Source organism: Stenotrophomonas sp. GD03877 (assembly GCF_029840555.1).
GTDB lineage: Bacteria > Pseudomonadota > Gammaproteobacteria > Xanthomonadales > Xanthomonadaceae > Stenotrophomonas > Stenotrophomonas geniculata.
In genome coordinates this window covers 1-21,665 of record NZ_JAOCCT010000031.1, presented here as the reverse complement: position 1 = coordinate 21,665, position 21,665 = coordinate 1, and the positions used below count along the sequence as shown (strand labels likewise).

The following is a 21,665-nucleotide window of genomic DNA, read 5'->3' as shown; positions in this document are numbered from 1 at the left end:
GGAAAAGAAGATGAAGATGAAGGACGTCATCAAGTCGGCGTCATCGTTGCGGTCCCAGCTGGCTGCAGGTCGACCATTGAGCTGGGCAGTCGGGAAATTGGTCAAACAGCAGCCGGCCTACGCGCAGTTTTGGGAGGGCGCAATGCGCCGTATCCAGAACGGTACGCCTCTGTCCGAGATCGTGGGCGTGGTATGGCCAGAGGAGGGCGTGGTCGTCGTCCGCGCGGGCGAAAGTGTAGGAAAGCTGCCAGCGGTTCTGGAACACTATTGTGAATCGCTAAAACTGCAGCAGCGATTATTGAAGTCTGCCGGACGCCTGAAATATCCCTTCGGCATCGTGATTGCGGCGGTCCTGGTCTTCATCGCGCTTTTCGTCACGGTTGTGCCCGTCGTCGGTCGAAGCGTGCAAGACATGAGCGGACGCGTGGGCGATATTGGGGGCTTCACCGGCGCCGGCATTGCTACCCAGGCATGGCTGGTGGACAACTGGCTCGCGGCCACGGTGATGACGCTGGCGTCGATCGTTGCCTTGGTTGCATGGGTGCGGACTCCTGCCGTGCAGCTTGAGGCACAGAGGATCGTCCTGCAGGCGCCAATTGTCGGCACGGCGTTGACTGAAATGGCGTTCGGGCTATGGACAAAGTACGTCGCCATGTCGTTCTCCGCTGGCATTCCTGTAGGAACGAGCGTGCGAACCACTGCTGCGGTTCTGCCGCAGTTGCTGAGGCCCGGGGTGTTACTACTGGCAGACGATCTGACTGTAAAACACCGGGCATTGGCCGACGCTGTCGACCTCGAACGTCTGGCGCTCGATGACCCTCGCCAGCTCTGGCCGGATTACGTAGTCGACGCATTCACTACGGGTGACGTGACCGGTCTCCTCGACGAAGAACTGGACCGTGTTTCACCGGAACTGGTGCGAAATGGTGAGGAAGCATTTGATCAGTTCATCACCATCAGCAACTACGTTGCGATCGCGATCTCTGCCGCGTTGGTCGGAGCGACCATGCTGATGATCTATCTGCCGATGCTTAGCAACTTCAAGAATATCCGGTGACCTAATGTTTAAGAACCTCCTGAATCGTCTTCGGTCTTCAAAAGGTGACGCCCCGGTAGATGCCAGCGGCGATTCACTCCACGCTGACCTTGCTACGCTAGATGCTGGGGACGTCGAAGATCTTGTTGGCTCGGGCGGGATGCGGTTAGAACCAATGATGCCTTCCGAGGCCCTGCCAGAGCGACAGGCGGAACGTGACAGCCCCCGCCCACGCAAACAGGAAACCGCGAAGAGGGCGGCGAAGGAGCGCGAAGAGGGCGACTATGCGGTTCTCGCTCATCCGGAGATGGTGGACGAAACGGCGAAGCGCAAGATCCTACTGGTGGGCCATTGCGCCTGGGCGACGCTGGATCCAGCTAATGCGGTGCCAGACAACATGGTGCTGCAGCCCGAACGTAGCCCCCGAGGTCAGTTGCAGGCTCTGCTCGGGAAAAGGGTGCGTGGCATGCGGGTCGCCCTGGATGCGCGACTGTTCGAGAAGGCACGGACGCGCTACGCGCTGGCGATCGATGCCTACTTGGCATGGGGTCTGTCTTCATCCACGGATACCACGATCCTGCTGGGTGGCGTGGAGAGCGAGGGTGCCACCTACCTCGATGTGCTGGTGTTCCAAAAGAAGGTGCTGGTGTCGATCTCGGATCGCGAGCTGCCGGCGCACAGCGAGCCGCGGTTTTCCCACTCGCTCCGGGTGCTTCTTGACGAACTGCGTGGACAGCACCCTGCCGCACATATCGTTGCTGCTGCGCCGTTGCCAAACTGGAGCCACGATGCGATCCAGTACCTGGGAGCAAAACCGCTACGATCGCTGCGCTTTGCGCCCATCAGTGCGCGCTCTTCGTCTAGCGCCAGCTACCGGACGGCAGCGGTTTTTGCTGGGGCGGGGATGTTCGTATTCAGCGGCCTTCTGGGATATGGCTGGCATCAGTACTCGGCAGCTCGAACCGCTTACCAGGTTGAAGCTGCGGACCCGTTGCTGGCAGCTGCTGGCGGCGTGAATAACGCAAAGCTGGAACTTCAGCAACAGCAGCGTGCATTCATGGAGGCCCGGCGGCCGCAAGCGTTGCTTGCAGAGCGTGGCAGGCGAGTAGTGCACGGCGTGGCGGCGGTACCCGGGATTCAGATCGTGAACATCGCATTTGGCGCGAGCGCGGCGGGTGAGGTGGAAGGGCAGTTCGGTCCTGCAGTAGTCCCTGAAACACCCAGCGTGCAGCCACTGAATTCGGGGTTTGCGCCGGCGGCGCCGGCGGATGTGGTCATGGTGATAACGGTGCCGATTGGTCCTATGCCAGCAATGGAACAGGCCAAGGCCACCATGGCACAGATCAGCGCAACAACGGGTCTGGCTCTTCGTCTGACGGCAGGCGGATGGAATGACGATGTCGGGCTTAACACCCGGAAACTGACGATAGAGGGGACATTTCAATGAGGGCGGTGACGATCTTCGGTGTGGCCACATTTGTCCTGTTGGTCTACATGGGGAGCCAAGGGTACGCGCGGTTGAGCGAACGGACCGAACAGCAGCTTGCGTCTACAGAGAATGTGGCCAGGTGGAAGCAGTCCGCCAGGGCACTACAGGCGTCGAACGTGCAATGGAACAAACGCTACCCGAGCCTGGAACGCTATAGCGACCAGCTGGCGCTGGTCAGTTCACTTCAGCTGGGGCAGCTGGGACTCAGCACTGACGTAGACAAGATCAGCGTTCCCAAGGCGGAGGCGGTGAAGCAGAACAACGTCGACCTGCGTCTTGCGCGCATTTGTCTGGCGTCCAGTGCTGACAACACTTCGGCGGGTCTGAGGGTTACTGCGGCGACCTACAGCCAGCTCCTCTCGGGAGTAGGCGTGCTCGCTCAAAGGCCCAATGTCTACATTGGTGGCATGGCCTTCGACGGGACGGGAGATCTTCCGACTGCAGTCCTGACTGACTTCTGCATTCTGGCGCGCCAGGGGGCCGCATGAAACTACTCGACTCCAGCATAGTGCGGCTGACCACCGGCCTGACGGTTCTCGTTGGGCTGTGGTGGGTTGGCAACAAAGTAAACACCAATCTGTCACAGCTCCCAGTTGAACAGGCAGCCGATGTGTCTACGATCGAGGAAGCGATAGCGGTCGAGTCGATGTTCCCCGTCGTAGTTCGGCCAGGGCAGCAACCTGCTGCCTCCACCATTGGCGCGGATGCAGATTCAGTTGAGGCAGCCTTTGGCAGCCGTGCAGATGAGGAATCTGCCGCACCTGCTCCGAACTTCGCTGAATTGATCCGGGGCACCGTCAGGATCGATGGCGTAAGCAGCGGCGGGGTTTTCGTCGCGGGCAGGTTCTATGCCGTGGGAAGCGAGGTCACTGCGCTTCAGATGTCAGCCGAGGGCCTTACCGCTGTACCTCGCGTCGTAGCGGCAAGGCCGACCCGCGTGGTCTTTGAAGTGGGAGGCTCCGCCTTGGTGATGACCAAGGAAGGGGGGGCCTGGCATTGAATTTGACCGACATCCGATATGACTACCCTAAGGCCTATTGGGGCGGGGTGTTCTCAGTCCTGGCCCTGGGGCTGTTGGCTGTGTTCCTCGTCCTGCCGCAGAACGCCTTCTTCGAAGCGCTGGGGATCTCCGATGCGCAAAGGCGAGGGCACGCACTGAAGAGCGCGAGCTACTGGTACAGCCGGTCAGTGATCCATGCCTCTTCCTCAGACCTGGCGTTCGAGGTCCGGTACGGGAACGTCGTGCGCTTTGAGACGGACGCCGTTGTAGCGTCGATTCCTCGCGGCGCCGAATTTCTGGAAGAGTCGCTTCATCTCGCGGATGTCGTCGTCCAAGAGCCGCGGCAAGCTGATGAGGTTGTTCGCGCCAGTCGATTCAAGGATGCCCGATTTGAGGTGTATGACCGCGACAAGGCCGTGGTCTGGATCGAAGGCAAGCCCCTGAACATCACCCTGATCGAGTTGGGCATTGCCACGCCCGACCCGAACCCCCCAACCAACATCGTCGATTTGGCGTTCGCGTCCTACTACTGGACGCAGTTCAAAGGAGAGTGAGCATGAAGAGATCAATTCTTGCGGTCGCTGTGATTGCGGTCGCATTCCCCGTGCTGGCGCAACAGGCTTCTACAACCCGAACAGCAGACGGAGCGATTGAGATCAAGCGCTCCGGATTAGCATCGGGGTCCACGGCGCCGACTAGCGCACCACCACTGGTCATCGTTAGCGGCAAGCGGCAGCTCGGTACCGACTGGATAGCACCCCAGTCAGGCGAATTGACTGTTGGTACGTCGAGCGGCAATCAGACAGTCAAGCTCAATCCCAAGGGCGCAGTTGTCGATTTGAGCCGTGGTGCGGCGACCAGCGCGCCTACCGTTGTTCGACGGGGGGCCGCATCACGGTGGTCGTCCAGATCACGAGCATGCCCTGCGTACCACACTGGCGCAGTGACCTGGCAGGTTGAGGAGATTCAGACGGTAACCAATCCGGAATGGACCGAAACCGGCCAGATCCGAAGCTATGCGGAGAACTGCACGGCGGTGGTTGAAACACGCTGGGTTTCCCAATCGAGTAGCTGCCCAAGCGGGCACAGCGGCAGCATCACGTGGGAGTCTGAACAGCGGAGTGTCGGCGGCGGTGCATGGGGCGCCACAGGCGCAACCCGGAACCACAGCAACAGTTGCAAGGCACCACCTCCGCCCGAGAACCCGTCGCCTGGCCCGGGATGCACGAAGGGGGAGGCATACACATTTGTATCGCAACCGAATCAGTGGATCGTATACCCTCCGGCGACCTGTAATGCCAGCAATCGCGGGCAGCACGCGAATACGACGTACTGGATCCAGCCACAGTACTGGTTCGCACCAAACTACAGTTACGGCCAGTACTGTGGCGGTGGCGAGACGGTGCCCCTCTCGGGCGCGTCCTTTGTATGCACCTCCAACGGGTGGCGAATCACTGGCAGAGGGACCAACTGCAAGACCGACACCAACTACCTGCCCCCGATCGAGTACGTGAATCAAGACGCCAACTGGAATGCACAGTTGGAGGCGTACCAGGCTGAAATGGACGCTAGCGCAGCTGGATTCCCGGGGATGCCAAGTGGAGCAAATTCGCTGGTCAAGTACAGCTGCACGCGAATCGTCACCGAGTGAGCCACAGTTGGTGTTCGTAAGACACGGCTAGCTTTAGAATAGTGCTTGACAGGTTAGACGCAACGTCTAGCAATGCTCTCCGGTGCGGCCCGTCGCGAGGTATTCCCCAAATTTCCCTCGCGGCGGGCCGTATCCTTTCCTGCACTGTCTTGAAGCTCAACACTTGAAAGAAGTTGTTGCATATGTGTGTTGCATAGAATACAGTATAGTCCATAACACATATGGAGCTTCATTGCCGCAGCGACTGCGGCTCAAAGTTGACAGTTGCAGGTCGATAACGCTGACGCCGACCCTCGCATTCCTTTTTCAATTGCGTCTGTGCGCCCAAGTGGCCGGAAAGCCACACCTTTTCATGTAATAGGAGCCAACCAGCAATGATCGCCCGTACCCGCCTCTCCCGCACCCTGATCGCGATGGCAGTCGCCATGGCCGCTTCGCCGGCCATCGCTTCGTCAACCTTCTCGGACGCCGTGTTTTTCGGCGATAGCCTCAGCGATGCTGGCTACTTCCGCCCCCTGCTGCCGGAGGCATCCCAGGGTGTCACCGGCCAGTTCACGACCAACCCGGGTTGGGTGTGGTCGCAGCAGGTAGCCAACTACTACGGCCTCGACAACCGCGCCAATGGCAACGGTCAGGATGGCGACAATTACGCCGTCGGCGGTGCTCGCGTGTCGGTTGAAGGGAGTGGTGCGCTTGGCTCCATTCCGTCGCTGAAGTCGCAGGCCGCACGCTATTTGGCGGCCAATGGGGGCAAGGCTGATGGCCGTGCCCTATATACAGTCTGGGGCGGTGCAAACGACCTCTTCGCTGCTGCGGCAGCGCCTGCACAGGCGCAGGCCATCATCGGCGCCGCCGCCACGGACCAGATCGCGCTGGTCGGGGCCCTGAAGCAGGCCGGTGCCCAGTATGTGCTGGTGCCGAACCTGCCGGATGTGGGCATCACCCCGCAGTTCGCCGGGGTCAGGGCTCCGCTCGCAACGACCATGTCGCAGCGCTACAACAATGCGTTGTACGGCGGCCTGAAGAACGCCGGCATCGAGTTCATCCCGCTCGATACCTTCAACATCCTACGTGAAGTGACCGCCAACCCGGGTATGTACGGTTTCAGCAATGTCACCAGCACTGCTTGCAAGATCAACCCGGCCAATCCGACCCAGAGCATCCTGACCTGCAATCCCACCAGCTATGTCAGTCAGGATGCCTACCAGACGTATCTTTTTGCCGACGGCGTGCACCCTACCACTGCCGGCCATGAACTGCTGGGCCAGTACGCCGTCTCGGTGCTGGAGGCCCCGCGCCTGCAGCAGGTGCTGAGCCACTCGGCACAGACCATCGGCCGCTCGCGTGCCGATCAGGTCAGCAATCACCTGGGCGCCCGTCCGGCCGATGGCCTGTCGTGGTGGGGTGGCGTACGTGGCGACATGCAGCGCTACGACCACGCGGACCTGTATGACGGCCTCGCTCCGGCCGGCCTGTTCGGCATCGACTGGGCGCGCGACGGCGTGGTGCTCGGCGGCTTCGCCGGCTTCGGCCGCCTGAATGCCGACTTCGGCAACAGCCGTGGCGACTTCACCCAGAAGGACACCACTGCCGGCCTGTTTGCGGCATGGTACGGCGAGCGCGTATGGGTCAACGGCCAGGTCAGCTACACCTGGCTGTCGTATGACGTGAACCGCAAGGTCCAGCTGGGCCCGGCCACCCGTGAGCATGGTGGTTCGCCGGATGGCAGCAACCTGACCGCTGCACTGAATGCCGGTTACGAGTTCGGCACCGAAGGTGGCTTCCGCCACGGCCCGATCGCTTCGGTGATCTGGCAGAAGGTGAAGATCGACGGCTACACCGAAAGCGCCAGCGCCGGCACCATGGCCACTGCGCTGGGTTACGACCGCCAGAACGTCGACTCGACCGTCGGCCGCGTCGGCTGGCAGGCCCGCTTCGATGGCGGTACCGTCAAGCCCTACGTGCAGGTGACCTACGACCACGAATTCGAGGACACCAAGCAGGCCAGCGCCTGGCTGCAGACGCTGCCGGAACTGGGCAGCTACCGCGTGCCGGGCCTGGACTTCGACAAGAACTATGCCACCGCCATCCTGGGCGCACGCGCGGAGCTGTTCGGCCTGCAGAGCAACATCGGCCTGAGCACGACCGCCGCCAAGAACGGCGCAAGTGACATGACCGTGTTCGCCAGCTTCAGCGGCAGCTTCTAAGTCGGGAGACGCAGCGCCACTGGGCGCTGCGTCCTTCACTGGAAAGGATCAAATGAATATCGTCATCACTGATGCTGCCGCTGCTCACTACCCGTTGGCGTCCTTGGGCCTCGCCATAGAGCCATACCGCGGGGAGTCAAAGCGGTTCGTCTGCTCGGAGTCCACCGCCCCATCAACCTGTGCACCTCAAAGCTAAAGGAGCGAGATGAACACACTAGTAGAACCGACTCCACGTGAGATCCTGCTCGGCAGGTTGTGGTCAGCTGCAAGGGTGATCGCGTTGATCGTGGTTTCCGCCCTTGCCGGCATCGGAGCAGTGGCCATATGGTTGGCCACCGACAGCTACACTCCCCAGCTCGGCTCCCTGCTGTTGACAGCTGGCCTGACCGGTATAGCGGTAGGCCTGGCTCTTTTTGGCCCTGACGTAAGCACGGTCCGCATTCGCCGGAGAGCAACAGTACCTGCCCAGTAGCGAGTGCTCTTTAACGGTCGCGGAGAGAAAGCCCTGCATAAGCAGGGCTTTTTTGTTTGCCCGATTGGTCCGCCAGCGTGGCCCGGGCGGCAGGCGCGGGCAGGGCGGCCACGCGCGATGCCGCGCTGGCCAGCGCATCGACCGTCCGCATCGTCCTGCAGGAGATCCACGTCGCCGGCGCCGCCGGCAGCTGCAACACCTGGTGCGATCGCTGCGGCCTGGGCTGACCACCGGGTGGCCCGGGCTGCAGGCGCCGGTCAGTGCGGCCGCGCTCGATGTCGGCGCTGGCCAGCGCATCGACCATCCGCATCGTCCTGCAGGAGATCCACGTCGCCGGCGCTGCCGGCAGCTGCAGGACCTGGTGCGATCGCTGCGGCCTGGGCGAGGTGGCCACCGGGTGGCCCGGGCTGCAGGCGCCACCCGGTGCGGCCGCGCTCGATGTCGGCGCTGGCCAGCGCATCGACCGTCCGCATCGTCCTGCAGGAGATCCACGTCGCCGGCGCCGCCGGCAGCTGCAGGACCTGGCGCGATCGCTGCGCCCTGGGCGAGGTGGCCACCGATGTGGCCCGGGCCGCAGGCGCGGGCAGGGCGGTCGTGCTCGATGCCGGCGCTGACCAGCGCGTCGACCAGCGGCATCGGCCTGCAGGAGATCCACGTCGCCAGAGCCGCCGGCAGCTGCAGGACCTGGCGCGATTGCTGCGCCCCGCGGGAGGTAGCCAACGGTGTGGCCCGGGCTGCAGGCGCGGTAGGGCGGCCGCGCTCGATGTCGGCGCTGGCCAGCGCGTCGACCGTCCGCATCGTCCTGCAGGAGATCCACGGCCGGCAGCTGCAGGACCTGGCGCGATCGCTGCGCCCTGGGCGAGGTGGCCACCGATGTGGCCCGGGCCGCAGGCGCGGGCAGGGCGGTCGTGCTCGATGCCGGCGCTGACCAGCGCGTCGACCAGCGGCATCGGCCTGCAGGAGATCCACGTCATCGCCGCCGGCAGCTGCAGGACCTGGTGCGATCGCTGCGCCCCGCGGGAGGTAGCCAACGGTGTGGCCCGGGCTGCAGGCGCGGTCAATGCGGCCGCGCTCGATGTCGGCGCTGGCCAGCGCGTTGACCAACGGCATCGGCCTGCAGGAGATCCACGTCGCCGGCGTCGCTGACGGCTGCCTGGAGACGTGGCCAGTCAGGGGTACTGCTGGCGAGCGTGCAGGACGCCCAGTATCTCCACGGTGAGGGACGTCACCTGGTAAACCAAGATGTAGTTCGGATGGACCACCAGTTCCCGAGTCCCAGGAACACGACCGTTTGGCGCCAAATATGGGAAGTCGGAAAGCTTTATGGCCGCCAGCTCGATGCGTTGAACTAGCGCCAATGCGGCGTATTGATCGTGCTCGGCGATAAAGCTTGAGATCCCAACAAGATCATCAACAGCCTCAACCCGCCAAACAACGGGCAGGCTCAAGCGAGCTTCTTACGATTGACGGCGGTTTCAATGGCGGCGCGCGCGCGCGCCACGACTTGATCGTGCGGCACGGACGGCCGGGTATCGGCGGCGGCACGCGCAATCTTGGATCGGAACCACCCATCGTAGCTTTCTGCAGCTTCGGTGGACTCGAATTCGGATACGCGGGGATCGAGCTTGGTCATGGGCAAAGCCTACTCCAAATACCGGTGCAGTGCTGTAACCCTAGTGGAACGCACGCAGCTACAAACCGCCACGTATTCATATTACAGGCAATGAGCGCCATCGGGGTGCCCATCAACGGCGGTGATGCACCCTGCCATCAAGATAGATGCTGGGGCCTTCCCCGTCCCTCTGAGCGTATAGACCAGGGCCGGCATGCCCTTGGGAGTCATGGCGAACGACAACCACAGGTTGCTCCAATGGTTCCAATGCGGCTTCTGAAGCAGTGAACAAACGCGACATCTGCGTCAGTTGCCCGGCTGACAGGGCGTAAACCTTGGCTTCAATCGCTGGATCCACTGTATCTGCCGCATCCAGAAGCCTACTGATCAAATCCCGCGTTTGTTCAGTGCTTTCCGGGAGAAGACGGACAAGATCCTTGATGTCACGCGACAGTTGAGCGGCATCCAGACCGCTCACGTTGCCTGACAGGCGAGGGGACGCTGAGGCCACCGCTTTCATCGCCGTATCGGTAGCCGGTGCCGGCCGAGCATTTGGAGCGATTCCTACTGTGCGGCGTGCTGGGGTTCCACGGCCGCCAGAGATCCAACCTGCGGGCATGTCAGGCCTTCTCCAAAATGGCGATGTAGAACTGGATTAAGTAGTCAGGGTTGTCCATTCAGGTTTCCAATGTTCATGGTCAAAATTCGGCCTCGGCGTCTACGGGAAAAATCCGATGCCGGCGAACTCCAGGAGAAGGAAAAATGCACCTAAGCCCAAAGCGCCGATCGCCAAGTAGAGCAATCCTCTTTCCTGCCGCCCACCTTGCGGACAAAGCAAGTAGCAGAGGCACCCCAACATTGGTACAACAACGAAAACAAAAAACCGCGCACTCATCATTTCTGCCCTGAATGGCCCTGACGCTCAGCAAGTGGGACCGTGAGGGCTACACCCTCGCTTACCACAGCTCGCTTGGTGAACAGGAATCCATCGAAGAACGCGGTGAACATGAGCCCCACAATCGCCCCGATGATGAACACGATGACCGCGAAGTGCGTGAACGGATTATCCAGCGGAATCAAAGGGAGAGACACGGGCTCCTGGGCAACAAGCAGAATGTATCCCACCAGGGCGCCAACAGCCGCCGCACCCCACAGTGCAGCGACGAAAGCTGCGTGAAGTATCTGCAGCAGCATCCGGATGGACTGCCCTGCGGTCGTCATGTGAAACGGTACGGTGTTGCTGGCTGTCATTGCTGTCGCCTCCTCGGCGTGTGGTAGTTAGTGTAATCGCGCAGGCAGGCACGCCGCGCGTGGGCCTAGCCGTGCGCCGAGTCGTTGTTGATAGAAAGCGCTGCGACACCAGCAAGAATCAAACAAGGTGGAACAAAAAAAATTAACGCCCCGACCCAGCTAATTGATTTACCTTCGTCCGATAAATGGGCAAGCAACATGATTAGGCAGAATGCGAGAGAAGAAAAAAACCACACCGCGAACGTCAACAAGGCTCTTTTATTCACCGCTAGCTCCTGTTCATGTTTGTGAAACATAAGATACGTTATACGAAAAAGTGGTACTTCTTGGGGGTGTTGCGCGTCACTGTCCCGAACCGAATGACAGTTCGACCGCCCCGGTGACGTGCCCAAGTTCTAATGTGGTCGGGTCATTCGTCGATGCCATGCATTCTCCATGCGGGCTGCGAATTCCGCGTCCCTGTGCGCCAGTCGAGTTCCCTGTCCCACAGCCTTGGCAATGGGTTCTAAGTTCGGCACACCGGCTTCCAGCATGTCCAAGACCTCCTGAACATCGTGCGGGCTCGCAGGTGTGTAGTTAATTTTTGAGATTGATGCCCAAACGAAAAGTGCGATCACACAGACGATGGCCATTACAGACGTGGCGGTTGCAGCGATTTCGCGCCCTCCCTGCCCAGCCAGCTCGAACCCGATGATCGCTCCCGCTGTGCCGATGGACGCGCTTGCGGTGTACGCGACAAACTGAATGATCACTAGCCGTCGGCGAGCCTGACGTTCGGAGAAGACAACGTGTGACTTTCGCGCTTTCACGGGTATCGTTCTTTCTTTTGGGGGGCAAAGAAGAATCTGTAAGTCAACCAGGACGCCAGGAGCATCAGGACGGCAATTACTGCGTAAAGAACTCCATGCTGAGGTTCAAGGCTGTGACCCACACCATGATAGATATAGAGCAGCAAGGACCAAAATACCCCGCCTGCGGTCGACATGCTTGCCGCTGATAGGGCTGCGCTCAGTGACGCACCCCTACGTCGCGACGAAATGGTGAGCATGATGATGATGCACACAGCCAGGGCGACCAGCAGTAGGTCGTAGGCGTTCAACATTTCAGTCCGCTCCTTTCGTCGGCGTTTCCAGCGGCGATTTCGGAACTGCTCGCTGTTTGGAAGTTGATTTCGCTGGTCATGACGAAGCTCCTTTACGCGTCACCAGGGCCTGCAGTGACAGTGACAATTGGCAGCCCACAGCTTGTAAGGTCCTCTGGGACCGTAATTGGTCCCGCATAAACGCCAGTCGCGTAGGACGTAAGGAACGGCGGATCCACTGCTTCACCACAGGGCAAATAGTGGTGCTCTGACCACTCGGTCGAATACACCTCATCGGCATGGACCTCCACCAAGATCGCCTTTGATCCCGGCTTCTCTTGATACCAGTAATAACCAGGTGCCAGTGGCGCTTTGACATCTGACATGAGCTACACCGCGTGATGGCAATTCGCGCTGATCGCACTGGCCATTTGGGGCGTGATGCGGGAAACGTCACTCTGGTCCTGAGTCATCAAACTCGCGGCCAGGTGAGAGATGATCGAGGCCCGCGTGTTGTCACTCTCGGGCAACGCTTCGCCAGCGAGGCGTTTGATCGATTCGTCGCTCGCTGTGCGGAGGAAATGCAGCAGCAGTTCCGGCGTATGCTCCAGCAGCTTCTTCTCCAACTGCTTCGCCTGGCTATTCCAGAATTCCATGTTCGTACTCCTTCGGGATTAGATTGTTGGTTGAGCCGTCCTGACAACTCTGGATTGGACAAGCTCTTGTGATTGGAGCGGTGGTCAGCTCGATTGCCCTACCCTTGTCAGTGTTCGATACCCGCCGTGGCCGCCTTAAGATAGGCACTGTTGGCCGTCAACGTCGCTTGGATCCTGAGACGCGCATTGGTGATGGATGTCTTGTAGATCGTCAGGTTTTTGCAATGCTCTTCGACCTGAGCGAGCAGCGTCAGCAACACGGACAGGTCAGCTGCGGCACCGCGAATCTCGCCGGACACGTCCGCCACCTTGAACTCGATCGCATCCTGGAGGCGCTGTTCGATGACTTTGGTCAACTCGCGAACGCGGGAAAAGAACCACCCAGCGTAATCTCCGCCGGATGTGCCGCTGACAGTGGACTTGAACTGTGCGGCCGAAAACGTCATCTGCTGGGATTCGATCTGCAGGGTGCTTCCCTTCAGATCGCTTCCAACCAGGTCGTCCATCGCATCGTTCGCCCGCTTCATCCGGGGTGCTACAGGCTGGGGCAGATTCATCTCAGATCCTTTTAGTAATTTCAGAGGGAGTTCCAACAGTATTAATGCGGTGCATCGGCCATGTGCTCGTCACTACTTCGTGCTACCTCAGCCTGCTCCGAGCGTTTCAAAGCATCCAGGTAGGCGACATTTGACGAAGCGCGAGCACTCTGTATGAACTTGCTGGCCTCATCCTTTGGATACCCGCGTGACCCCGCCAGGGCGACGGCCTGGATCTCGCAGGCATCAAGAGCCGCGGGGGTCGGTGGATGCGCAACCTGGTATCGCCTGGTAGTGAGAGTCACACTGCGGGAGCACTCAAGCCAAGCCGCGCCTGCGACACGCTCAGCATCACGGTAGGCCGTTGCAATAAACTTCTCGTTCGCGGCGTCGTACGCGCTTGTAAGCGCGTTCTGTTCAGCGACCACTTGGGTGAACCCCGGGTCGCGGCGTAGGGCGTTATAAGTGACAAACGCAGATAATCCCAACACGCAGGCTACCAAGATGAACGGCATGATCTGCGGCGGGCGCGACTTCGCAGGTTTACTGGCCATCGAAGGTCGCCTTCATTTTGACGGTGGCAAGCGCGGCGGCGCGCTCAAAGGCTTCAGCCCGTGATTCGACATAAAGCAAGTCTCGGTAACGCAGCGGAATTCCCTGTGAAATGGCTGCACGAATTGGTTCCACACCTTCCAGATCAGCCTGCAATAGGTCTGCAATCTTCTTGAGATCCGGAGTTTTCAGTTCGTGGAGCATGGCCATTTCGCCACAGAGTCGCCACAGGCTCATCAAGAACGCACCCAATGCAAAAGTTATCGGCGCGAAAACCACAAACCCCCAGAAAAGCAGTTCCATCGCGTCGGTGTTCGTGGTGAACCTCGCCGTCGCTTCCTTCACGGGAGAAAGATCGACAAACTTGCCCACCAGGTACCACGGGGCAAGGCCAGCGAGCGAGGTAACACAGCTCACGGCGTACGCTCGCAGAGCGAACCACTTGACGTCCTCCGGGCGCGCTACTGCGTAGGGTTTATCGAGTCTCATGGTAGAGCCTTTCGTGGTTTAGATCATAATTTAAATGTACTGCATACAATACACGCACGCAACACTTATATCGCTTCTTCTTGCACACTTTGGTCGATGGTGCGCATCGAGACAGCGAGAAGCATCCGAGGGTCGTCTACAGGGCGCTGCGTAGCCAGGGACTCGATCGCGTCGATGATGCTGGCCACCTCCTGCAAGGCCTGTACCTGAGCACGCGTAGCGCGGCGCACCTGTTTAAACCAGCGGGTGACCACCTGCGCCATGAATGGACGGGACATCACCTGATCGTGGACCCACGCGATTTCGGCATGCGATGCAGCCGGACCATCAATGCCGGCATCGGGGCCTGCCATCCGCAGCAAAGCCAGCTGCAGTTGGTGCCTCAGCACGCGCACCTCGTTGGCGTACTCCATGCGCTGTGCGTTGATCGAATCGTGCCCGCAAGGTTCCTGGTGAATGCCGGCATGGGGCAACGTGACGCTATTGCTCTTCATGGCCAGCCCCCTTCTGATCGCAGGCGAATGGATGCCCGCATTCTCCGCATACGATTTTCAGACCGCCCTTACCCCACACATTGATGCTGCAGGCCTGACAACGGTACTTGTGGCGCTGCCCGCCCTGTCCGTCTTCTCTGACAGTCAGGGAAGCGGCCAAAGTCGTGTCCGAGGCCGAGGGAGCACTGGTGAGCCAGTTCGGAAGGTCAAGAATGATGCCGATCGGGGCGCCGTGCTCCACGTCATCCTGGTCCTCGTCTTCAGCTTCCTCTGCAAACATGGCGGCTCCTGCGATCGACACGGACATTGCCTGGGAAGCGATGCCCGGCCTGCTGCGTCCAGGGGCGGAGAATCGGTCGTACCAGGTCAGAAATGGCCCCTCGGAGAAGAGCTGCCGCGTGGCCTGCAGGAAGCGGCCGCCCTCGATCGGGTAGTCAGCGATCTTCTCGCCGGTTCGCGCGCCACCTGGCCTACCGGTGCTCGAAGGCATCAGGCCCACGGCCTCCATTTTGTCTGCCCACTCCTTGTTGTGGTAGCTCCGCTTGCTTGGCTTGCCGAAGTGGTACTGCCACATATGACACATCTCATGCACGACAGTCTGCATGGCCTCCAGCGGAGGGAAGTTGGCCAGGTACTGCGGATTGATGGCGATCTCGTCTGTGGCCACCCCGTTCTTGGCGCTCAAGAAGCGCTGATGAGAGAAGTACCCGAACGTTCTAGCAGTCCGCTGCAAGGTCATCAGGCAGGGCGGCAGGCGACCGTCAAACAACTGGGCGTTGTAGTGGTCAAACGCCTGCTGTAGTTCGCCGGCATAGGCAAGCGTCGGGGTTCCTGATTTGAGGTGGGGTAGCTTCATTTTGGAGTGTGCATTCCAATCGGCAAGGCCAGCAAAACTGGTTGGATCAGTGATGTAGATGGCTGAAGTTGGAGAGACTGAGGGTAGCCAGCTGGAGGGGCGCCGCCTTGCGGGGTTGCACCACGTTAGCGGCTCGGGGAGCGGTCGACTTGAGCGCAGTCTTTCGACTGGGCTTAGCAACTGGCCGGGACCGTGCGATTGCAGCAGCGGCGCGCCGGTAGCCTGCATCGAGAAGCTTGATGGCAATGAAGTGGGCGACCGTTACCACCAGGACGACCAGGGTGTTGGGGAGTGCAGAAGTGGTCAGTGCCGTCATCAGGAAGCCGACAACCGTTGCGATGCGGCCGAAGTGGAAGGCCAGCCCGAGGTAGATCCGGGTGACCAGGTACACAGCCCTCATCATGGAGAGGGTGAGATGGATGCTGATGTTGGTCTTGAGCATGTTGGCTTCCTCCAATGGGTTCACCGCGAACCGTTGATGCCAGAGCTGCGCGGTACGGGGTGTAGATGCACCCGTAGGGCCGAAACGAAGAGCAGGACAACGTAGTTGTTGCGACGTACACCGCCGCGCGAGGCTGCGGCATTGGGTGAGGCTTCCGGTGGCACAGGGGAGCCAACTGATGTGACCACCCTGCCCTACGTCTCCTTGTCAGGAGGCGTCGTGGCCTGGCGGACCACATCCGCCAGGGTTTTGGGTTGGGAGCGCACACCGGCAGAGCGGGACTGCAGATCCTTCAGGTACTGTTGGCCCCGACGCGAGCGACCAAATACAACGCTGCCTGACGCCAGCGCGACCCCAGCGATTGCCCCCGCACCGATGACAAAGGGCGCTGTCCAGCTTGTGAGCGCTGCGACGCCAACGACGGCGCCAAGCAGCACGCCACAGCAAACAAGGACAACCGTAGGGTTAGGTGTTTTCATGCCGTTAGCGCCCTGCAAGAGATATTTCGAGCATTGCTGTACAGATCGGAAAGCACAAGCAGACCGCCGAGACGACTGCTGCAGTTCCCTGGTAAGCGGTGATGCTCTGTATGTCACCGATCGTGAAGAGAAATGCTACCGCACCCACAACCCAAGCCGCGATCAGTGTAAAAACCATAGCGGCCGACATGTCCCTGTCCTCACCCCGTTCCGGCTCGCTAGCGCAGTAGCACCCCACAATGATGGACCCAGCGATCAGGGCGATAGTTGCCGGCATCCACTGAATGCCCCCGAAGGTAACTGCGATCCGGATTGTCTCCCGAACATCAGCCCAGTTCCCGATCACAGCGGCAACGATTGAGGTGCCGCCAAGGAGCCCAATCATCGGGACGGCGAAGCACTTGAACGACGACCTGGTCGACACGCTAGACATCCGGCTCTACTCCTTAATGCGATGATTAAATGTACTGTATACAACACACATAGTCAACCGTTTTGTGTGGGTTTCTTCGACTACGCGGCCTCCATCAACGAGCGGATCAACTCCCTGGCAACCGGCGGGCAGACTGCATTGCCGAGCATGTGCATCGCCTCGCGCTTCTTCTCCGGAAGCTGGTACGCCGCGGGGAATCCCATAGCACTGGCCGCCTCCGGCACAGACAGCATCCGCATGCGCGACCCATCAATGACTGCCCAGCGGTCACGTGTCGTGATCGTTCCAATCGGCCTGGACAAGCACCGGCCAGTTGTACCGGATCCTCGCCCAAAGTACGGCGCGACGAAGCGGTCACCGAAAGCACGTCGGCCGGCACTCACGCGAGCGAGTGTCGCCGCCGAACGACCAGGCTTGTCGATCGGCGACCACTTGCCCGCATCGAAGTCGATGAAGCTTGCAGCAGAGACCATTGGCAACTTGGGGATACGCAGTTCGATCGGGTATTTGCTACGGGTGAGCGCAATGAACAGGCGCTTCCGGTGTTGGGGTACGCCAAAGTCGGCCGCGTCCACCAGGTGGGGGCTGATTGCGTAGCCCAGTGCCGTGATGGCTGAGCACCAGGCGGGGAACAATGCCCATGAGGCGAACTCGGGCACATTCTCGATCAGTGCAAACGGCGGCAGATGGCATTCAAGCGCGGCGACCACGGCCCATGCAGTCGCGCGCGTGGCGTCGTGGTGCGGGCGATCCTTCCCACGCGCCTTGGCGTGCCCTTGGCATGCTGGCGACGCAAGCAACAGATCGAAATCCGGAAGCAGCGTCCAGTTCGCCTGCTGCAGATCCTGGCAAACATGCTCGGTGCGCGGATGATTTGCAGCGTGGACTGCGACCGCACTCGGCCAGTGATTGGCCGCCCACACGACGTCACAACCGGCCTGCTCCGCGCCCAAGCTGAATCCCCCGAGGCCGGCGAACAGATCGATCACGCGAAGGCCCAATGCCGCCGACACGGCCCATGCAAGATTAGCCATGGTCAGCACCCGCCAACCGCATGGCCGTGATTGCCATCTCAACACCGGCGTCGACCTGGGATTCAGACGGCTGACCGTAGCGGTATGCAATTCGGAGCCAGTCGGCATATGCACTCCAGCCTGCCCGCCACATTGCTGGCGTGATCCGCGGGACGTTGCTGGCGGACGACCGATCTTCCAGCTTCTCGATGATGCGGCCGCGCATTGCGATCAGGTCGCGGTCCCCGCGAGACAAATGTAGAGCCCGAAGCGCCAGCTCCACCAGGTCGCCATCGGGCGTGTGCTCCCGCTCCCGCAGCAGTTCGCGGAGGATCATCGCCGCATCGTGCTCGGCATAGGTCTCGGTCGGCGCGTGCTTTGGCAGAAGTCGGCGAAGCGGATTGCTCTGCCAGCTGGCGGCGGTATGGAGCAATCGGCCCAGCTCGCGCTGCATCTCCGGCGTCATGCTCCCCCCGGACAACTCGCGTGCTAGCTGCAGGAGACGATCAGCGGTAGGCGCCTTCATGCGGAGACCTCGCCGGCGACCTGGCCACCGTTGTTGGCGGCCTCAAGGAGCAATGCCCTGACGGCAAGACCCGCAAGGGTCGGCTTTACCCCCGCATCTCGCATGCGCTCAAAACCACAGCGCATGTCGACACGGCGGAGGATCCCCTCGCGGACCAGCTCCTGGATCGTCGCGCATTCTGGTGCTGGCGGCTCCCAGCCAGCGGCGCGAAACCCAGGATGCAGCAAGGCACGCAGAGCCTGCGGAGACAATGCCGCACGGACAGCATTCACAACGTCAACGGTCGAGCACATGGCCACCCCCTATAGTCTATATCGTATATTGTATTGCATACGACACACGGAAGCAATCACCGACCGATCCACCACCCGTCCGCCACCGGGCCGCCCAGCACCGCCCCACCCTTGGCGGATCGGGCCGTAAGCGGGGCGGCTGGGCTGCCCCACTGAGACGACAAGGCGGCGCAGCCGACTTGGCCAGGCGCGGCGGTGAGCCGCGCGGCGTGCCGACCAGGCGCGCGCATACCAGCCGGCAAAGCGGCTGGTATGGACCCGGCCGCAATGGCGGGCGGCAGGAATGAACGCTCAGTGGTCTCAACCGCTGCGACTGCGGGGGCGTAGCCTTCCCGCATGGCCATGCCCCTCCACTGGGATTTCATAGACGGAAACGCATTTCTACGGTTTAACTACCGAGGAATCGGCTACGCCAAACTCGGATCAGATGGGAAGTGGCATCACGTCATCCGGTGGCAGGGAAAGGAGCATCACGGAACGGCGGGAAGTCAGGAACAGGCGATGCGTTGGATGGAACGCTGGTGCCGGGCACAGAAAGGGCTTCCAGTGATTCCGACGCGACGAACGTCGCGATGATGCTCAGGGCGACGGACGTCGCCCTGACCGGGCGCGGCCGTTAGGCTGCGCGGCGCACCGGCCAGGTGCGCGCATGCCAGCCAGCAAGGCGGCTGGCATGGAGCCGCCACAGGCGGCACGGATGTAGAGCGCTGCCGCCTGGCAGCGGCCGCCGCCAGGCGGCTCCCGCGCCTGGGGCGCGCCCCGGATTGGACGGCCGCGGCACTGAGGGAGGGGTTAGCCCCTCCCCCTTGCGTCCGGTTACGCGGCTTCGGCCAGAGTGCACTCGACAGGCTCTTGCTCCGGTTGCGCGGCAACCGCCTGCAGGTTGCCCTTGCGCTTCTTCGGCTTGGGCGTGCGAATGCCCTTGGGCACCCAGCCGGAACCGGCCAAGCGCGTCTCCGCTTCGTCCGCAAGAGCGGCTTTCTTCATCGCCGCGAGGCCCGCCGCATCGGCAGCGCCCTTCACCTTCTTCGCCTCAGTCAGCGCCTCCACGATGAGCGACTTGGGAACGCGAGACAGGTAGTTTTCAGCGGTCGCGGTGAAGTAATCAGCCATGTCGAACCCCAGCGCTTCAATCAGCTTTGCGGTCAACCCCTTGTGCTGTTCGTGCAGACTGATCGAGCGCGCCACATTGATGGCAATGATCGCATCAAGTTCATCATCATCCATCGCCATCAATGCGTCCCAAAGCTTGGCCTCCGAGTTGGGCAACTCTTTGACCAGGAATTTGCCTGCTTCTTCAAAGGCGCTCGACGCTTCTTTGCCAGCTTCGTCGCCGATAGGGTAGCCGGTCCGCGTACCACCGCCGTTGCAGCTGATTGACAGATTGGTGGGCGCGCAAGAATCGCCCGTGCTGCAACCAACCTCCCTGCGCAAGCTCTGCACGGCCCAACACGCTTGCAGAACCTTCATCACCCGCACGTTCTGCGAGGCGGCAACTTGCACGCCAAGATTGCGGTGACCGAGCAGCGAGCGGCGCAGTGCGTCCGGAATCGAATCGCTTTTGCGTCCGCCAACCTCGCTTTCCCGACCGCCCTGAATACTCCCGCCGTCAGGCAATGCTTGCGCAGCTTCTTCACGATCAGCCGGACGAACGCGACCACGGCTAACCGTCAACCCATGCCGTGTCAAGTACAGCACGACCCCTGCGCTTGCCTTTGCCTCGTCCGAGTAGTACGCGCCAGCTTCCTTCGTCGCGCGAATTTCACTTGCCAGCTGCTGCAACTGCTCTTGCAGTTCGGTGTCGCGGTTGTCTTCGCTCTCCGTAAGCTGGCGCTCTTCAATCTCGGCAGTGTCATACAGCGCATCGCGTTCGGCTTCGGCCGCTTCCTGCACTCCGCGCAGCCTCTCGATTTCCTGCTCCGCTTCTTCCGTCACCGATGCCGGGAGCTGACCAAGGCGGCGAAGTTCGGTGTGATCCACCTGATCCCAAAGATCGACCCATCCCCAGCCCTCTGCGAGCAGGTCACTCCGCATGGCTTCAAGACGCTCCTTGACCAGCACGTCGAGTATGGCCGGAGTAGACAGGATCGCGCCCTGACCGTCTTGTGAGAACAGATCCACCCGACACTGCCCACCTGCGGCGATGTATGACTCAATGCCACCGAGGAACGCAACGCGGTGGTCAGTCGCGGATTCGACGTCCTGGGCAAGCACAGCGGCCCGCAGTTCGCGCTCGGTGCGATAGTGCGCAGGCAGCGAATTCCAAACGGCAAGCTGCACTGCATGGTCATCGGTTGCGCAAAGCCCGATCAACTGGCTAGCACTGATTTGATCGGCCCGGAACAGTTCAAAGAGTTCCGGGGCTGCCTCGCTCATTCTCAGGCGGCGCTCCACGTAATTGACCGTGACCTTGAACACCTCGGCAATGCGATCAAGACTGAGCCCTTCGCGCTCCATTGCCTGATACGCCATCAGTTCATCCGCAGGGTGCATTTCCTCGCGCTGGACGTTCTCGCTCAAGCTGGCGGCGGTCGCTTCCTCCGCAGGGATGATGGTAACTGGCACCGCAAAGTCAGCAGTCAGATGACCTTCGGCGAACAGCTGACCCAATGCCTCAAATCGACGGCCACCCGCATGGACCTGGTAGTAGCCCTCTGCATTGGCCGACACCACAAGGTTCTGCAGCAGACCCAGCGTGCGGATCGACGCGGCGAGCGCATCGACGTTACCCGGCTCGGGGCGCACGTTCTTGGGAGACACCACCAGCTGGCTGAAAGGGACGGTGGCGGTGGTCGGGGCGAGTACGGTTTCGATCATGACTGCTTCCTATGGTGTCTGCTTCGTCGGTTGTTGCGGCTTGGGGCGGGCGGCTGCCGTAGGCCGTTGTCGATGACAGGCACGGCGAGGGGCCCGAAAGTGCACCCGCAGGGACGTAGCGAAGCGGAGGACGCCAACGGCGTTGCACGTCGGGCAGCCGTGCAAGGCTGCGACAACTTCAGGCCAACGGCAGCTACACCGCCAAGCACCCGCCGCCGATGGGACGCCATAGGGAGCAGGAGGAGGTCTTGGCCCTGCCGGCATGCCGGCAGAGGCCAGG

At 61.2% G+C, this 21,665-nt stretch carries 24 protein-coding genes; 8 read left to right on the top strand and 16 right to left on the bottom strand.

Going from position 1 to position 21,665, the window contains the following annotated elements; genetic code table 11:
* Positions 1 to 16: 16 nt before the first annotated feature.
* The 8 genes from N5D20_RS19315 (at position 17) to N5D20_RS19280 (ending at position 8,469) form a co-directional block, all read left to right on the top strand.
* Entirely contained in the window at positions 17 to 1,057 is a 1,041-nt protein-coding gene (locus N5D20_RS19315; RefSeq protein WP_279947562.1) for a type II secretion system F family protein, read from the top strand.
* A 157-nt stretch (positions 1,058 to 1,214) separates the two neighbouring features.
* Positions 1,215 to 2,483 carry a hypothetical protein gene (locus N5D20_RS19310; RefSeq protein WP_279914889.1) on the top strand — a complete coding sequence of 423 codons (1,269 nt, stop codon included), beginning with the start codon at positions 1,215 to 1,217 and terminating at the stop codon, positions 2,481 to 2,483.
* A 5-nt stretch (positions 2,484 to 2,488) separates the two neighbouring features.
* A complete protein-coding gene (locus N5D20_RS19305; protein ID WP_279948137.1) occupies positions 2,489 to 3,013 on the top strand; it encodes a hypothetical protein in 525 nt (174 codons plus the stop codon).
* Positions 3,010 to 3,525, top strand: a complete 516-nt coding sequence (locus N5D20_RS19300) for a hypothetical protein (RefSeq protein WP_279914891.1) — start codon at positions 3,010 to 3,012, stop codon at positions 3,523 to 3,525. The genes N5D20_RS19305 and N5D20_RS19300 overlap by 4 nt, the downstream gene beginning before the upstream one ends.
* A complete protein-coding gene (locus tag N5D20_RS19295) occupies positions 3,522 to 4,079 on the top strand; it encodes a hypothetical protein (protein WP_279914892.1) in 558 nt (185 codons plus the stop codon). Before N5D20_RS19300 ends, N5D20_RS19295 begins: the two co-directional genes overlap by 4 nt.
* A gap of 1,504 nt (positions 4,080 to 5,583) precedes the next feature.
* Positions 5,584 to 7,383 (top strand): autotransporter domain-containing protein, encoded by a 1,800-nt coding sequence (locus tag N5D20_RS19290; RefSeq protein WP_279914913.1) that lies wholly within the window; start codon positions 5,584 to 5,586, stop codon positions 7,381 to 7,383.
* A gap of 528 nt (positions 7,384 to 7,911) precedes the next feature.
* Complete coding sequence (locus N5D20_RS19285; protein ID WP_279914894.1) at positions 7,912 to 8,082, top strand: hypothetical protein; 171 nt, start codon at positions 7,912 to 7,914, stop codon at positions 8,080 to 8,082.
* Positions 8,083 to 8,115: 33 nt separating this feature from the next.
* A complete protein-coding gene (locus N5D20_RS19280) occupies positions 8,116 to 8,469 on the top strand; it encodes a hypothetical protein (RefSeq protein ID WP_279948136.1) in 354 nt (117 codons plus the stop codon).
* Between the two features lie 555 nt (positions 8,470 to 9,024).
* Here the strand turns inward: N5D20_RS19280 and N5D20_RS19275 are convergent.
* The 16 genes from N5D20_RS19275 to N5D20_RS19200 all read right to left on the bottom strand — a co-directional run bounded on the left by N5D20_RS19275 (position 9,025) and on the right by N5D20_RS19200 (position 21,385).
* Positions 9,025 to 9,303: a type II toxin-antitoxin system RelE/ParE family toxin gene (locus N5D20_RS19275; protein WP_279914896.1), complete on the bottom strand. Its 279-nt coding sequence runs from the start codon at positions 9,301 to 9,303 to the stop codon at positions 9,025 to 9,027.
* Complete coding sequence (locus N5D20_RS19270) at positions 9,300 to 9,488, bottom strand: antitoxin (protein WP_279914897.1); 189 nt, start codon at positions 9,486 to 9,488, stop codon at positions 9,300 to 9,302. The genes N5D20_RS19275 and N5D20_RS19270 overlap by 4 nt, the downstream gene beginning before the upstream one ends.
* A gap of 112 nt (positions 9,489 to 9,600) precedes the next feature.
* Positions 9,601 to 9,987, bottom strand: a complete 387-nt coding sequence (locus N5D20_RS19265; protein ID WP_279914898.1) for a hypothetical protein — start codon at positions 9,985 to 9,987, stop codon at positions 9,601 to 9,603.
* 374 nt (positions 9,988 to 10,361) lie between these two features.
* A complete protein-coding gene (locus N5D20_RS19260; protein ID WP_279914899.1) occupies positions 10,362 to 10,718 on the bottom strand; it encodes a hypothetical protein in 357 nt (118 codons plus the stop codon).
* A gap of 395 nt (positions 10,719 to 11,113) precedes the next feature.
* Complete coding sequence (locus N5D20_RS19255) at positions 11,114 to 11,527, bottom strand: hypothetical protein (protein WP_279914900.1); 414 nt, start codon at positions 11,525 to 11,527, stop codon at positions 11,114 to 11,116.
* The gene (locus tag N5D20_RS19250) at positions 11,524 to 11,820 is read right to left on the bottom strand and encodes a hypothetical protein (protein WP_005421392.1); all 297 of its coding nucleotides are present in this window, start codon (positions 11,818 to 11,820) and stop codon (positions 11,524 to 11,526) included. The genes N5D20_RS19255 and N5D20_RS19250 overlap by 4 nt, the downstream gene beginning before the upstream one ends.
* Positions 11,821 to 12,188: 368 nt before the next feature.
* The gene (locus N5D20_RS19245; RefSeq protein ID WP_279914902.1) at positions 12,189 to 12,455 is read right to left on the bottom strand and encodes a hypothetical protein; all 267 of its coding nucleotides are present in this window, start codon (positions 12,453 to 12,455) and stop codon (positions 12,189 to 12,191) included.
* A gap of 107 nt (positions 12,456 to 12,562) precedes the next feature.
* Positions 12,563 to 13,012: a hypothetical protein gene (locus N5D20_RS19240; RefSeq protein WP_279914903.1), complete on the bottom strand. Its 450-nt coding sequence runs from the start codon at positions 13,010 to 13,012 to the stop codon at positions 12,563 to 12,565.
* A 522-nt stretch (positions 13,013 to 13,534) separates the two neighbouring features.
* A complete protein-coding gene (locus N5D20_RS19235; RefSeq protein ID WP_279947596.1) occupies positions 13,535 to 14,032 on the bottom strand; it encodes a hypothetical protein in 498 nt (165 codons plus the stop codon).
* Positions 14,033 to 14,097: 65 nt separating this feature from the next.
* A complete protein-coding gene (locus tag N5D20_RS19230) occupies positions 14,098 to 14,526 on the bottom strand; it encodes a hypothetical protein (protein ID WP_279914905.1) in 429 nt (142 codons plus the stop codon).
* A complete protein-coding gene (locus tag N5D20_RS19225) occupies positions 14,513 to 15,382 on the bottom strand; it encodes a SprT-like domain-containing protein (protein ID WP_279914906.1) in 870 nt (289 codons plus the stop codon). Before N5D20_RS19225 ends, N5D20_RS19230 begins: the two co-directional genes overlap by 14 nt.
* A 46-nt stretch (positions 15,383 to 15,428) precedes the next feature.
* Positions 15,429 to 15,824 (bottom strand): hypothetical protein, encoded by a 396-nt coding sequence (locus N5D20_RS19220; protein ID WP_279914907.1) that lies wholly within the window; start codon positions 15,822 to 15,824, stop codon positions 15,429 to 15,431.
* A 483-nt stretch (positions 15,825 to 16,307) separates the two neighbouring features.
* A complete protein-coding gene (locus N5D20_RS19215; RefSeq protein ID WP_279914908.1) occupies positions 16,308 to 16,736 on the bottom strand; it encodes a hypothetical protein in 429 nt (142 codons plus the stop codon).
* Positions 16,737 to 16,816: 80 nt separating this feature from the next.
* Positions 16,817 to 17,770 carry a DNA cytosine methyltransferase gene (locus N5D20_RS19210; protein WP_279914909.1) on the bottom strand — a complete coding sequence of 318 codons (954 nt, stop codon included), beginning with the start codon at positions 17,768 to 17,770 and terminating at the stop codon, positions 16,817 to 16,819.
* Positions 17,763 to 18,203 carry a hypothetical protein gene (locus N5D20_RS19205; RefSeq protein WP_279914910.1) on the bottom strand — a complete coding sequence of 147 codons (441 nt, stop codon included), beginning with the start codon at positions 18,201 to 18,203 and terminating at the stop codon, positions 17,763 to 17,765. Before N5D20_RS19205 ends, N5D20_RS19210 begins: the two co-directional genes overlap by 8 nt.
* A gap of 1,181 nt (positions 18,204 to 19,384) precedes the next feature.
* Positions 19,385 to 21,385 (bottom strand): ParB N-terminal domain-containing protein, encoded by a 2,001-nt coding sequence (locus tag N5D20_RS19200; RefSeq protein ID WP_279914911.1) that lies wholly within the window; start codon positions 21,383 to 21,385, stop codon positions 19,385 to 19,387.
* Between the last annotated feature and the right edge of the window lie 280 nt (positions 21,386 to 21,665).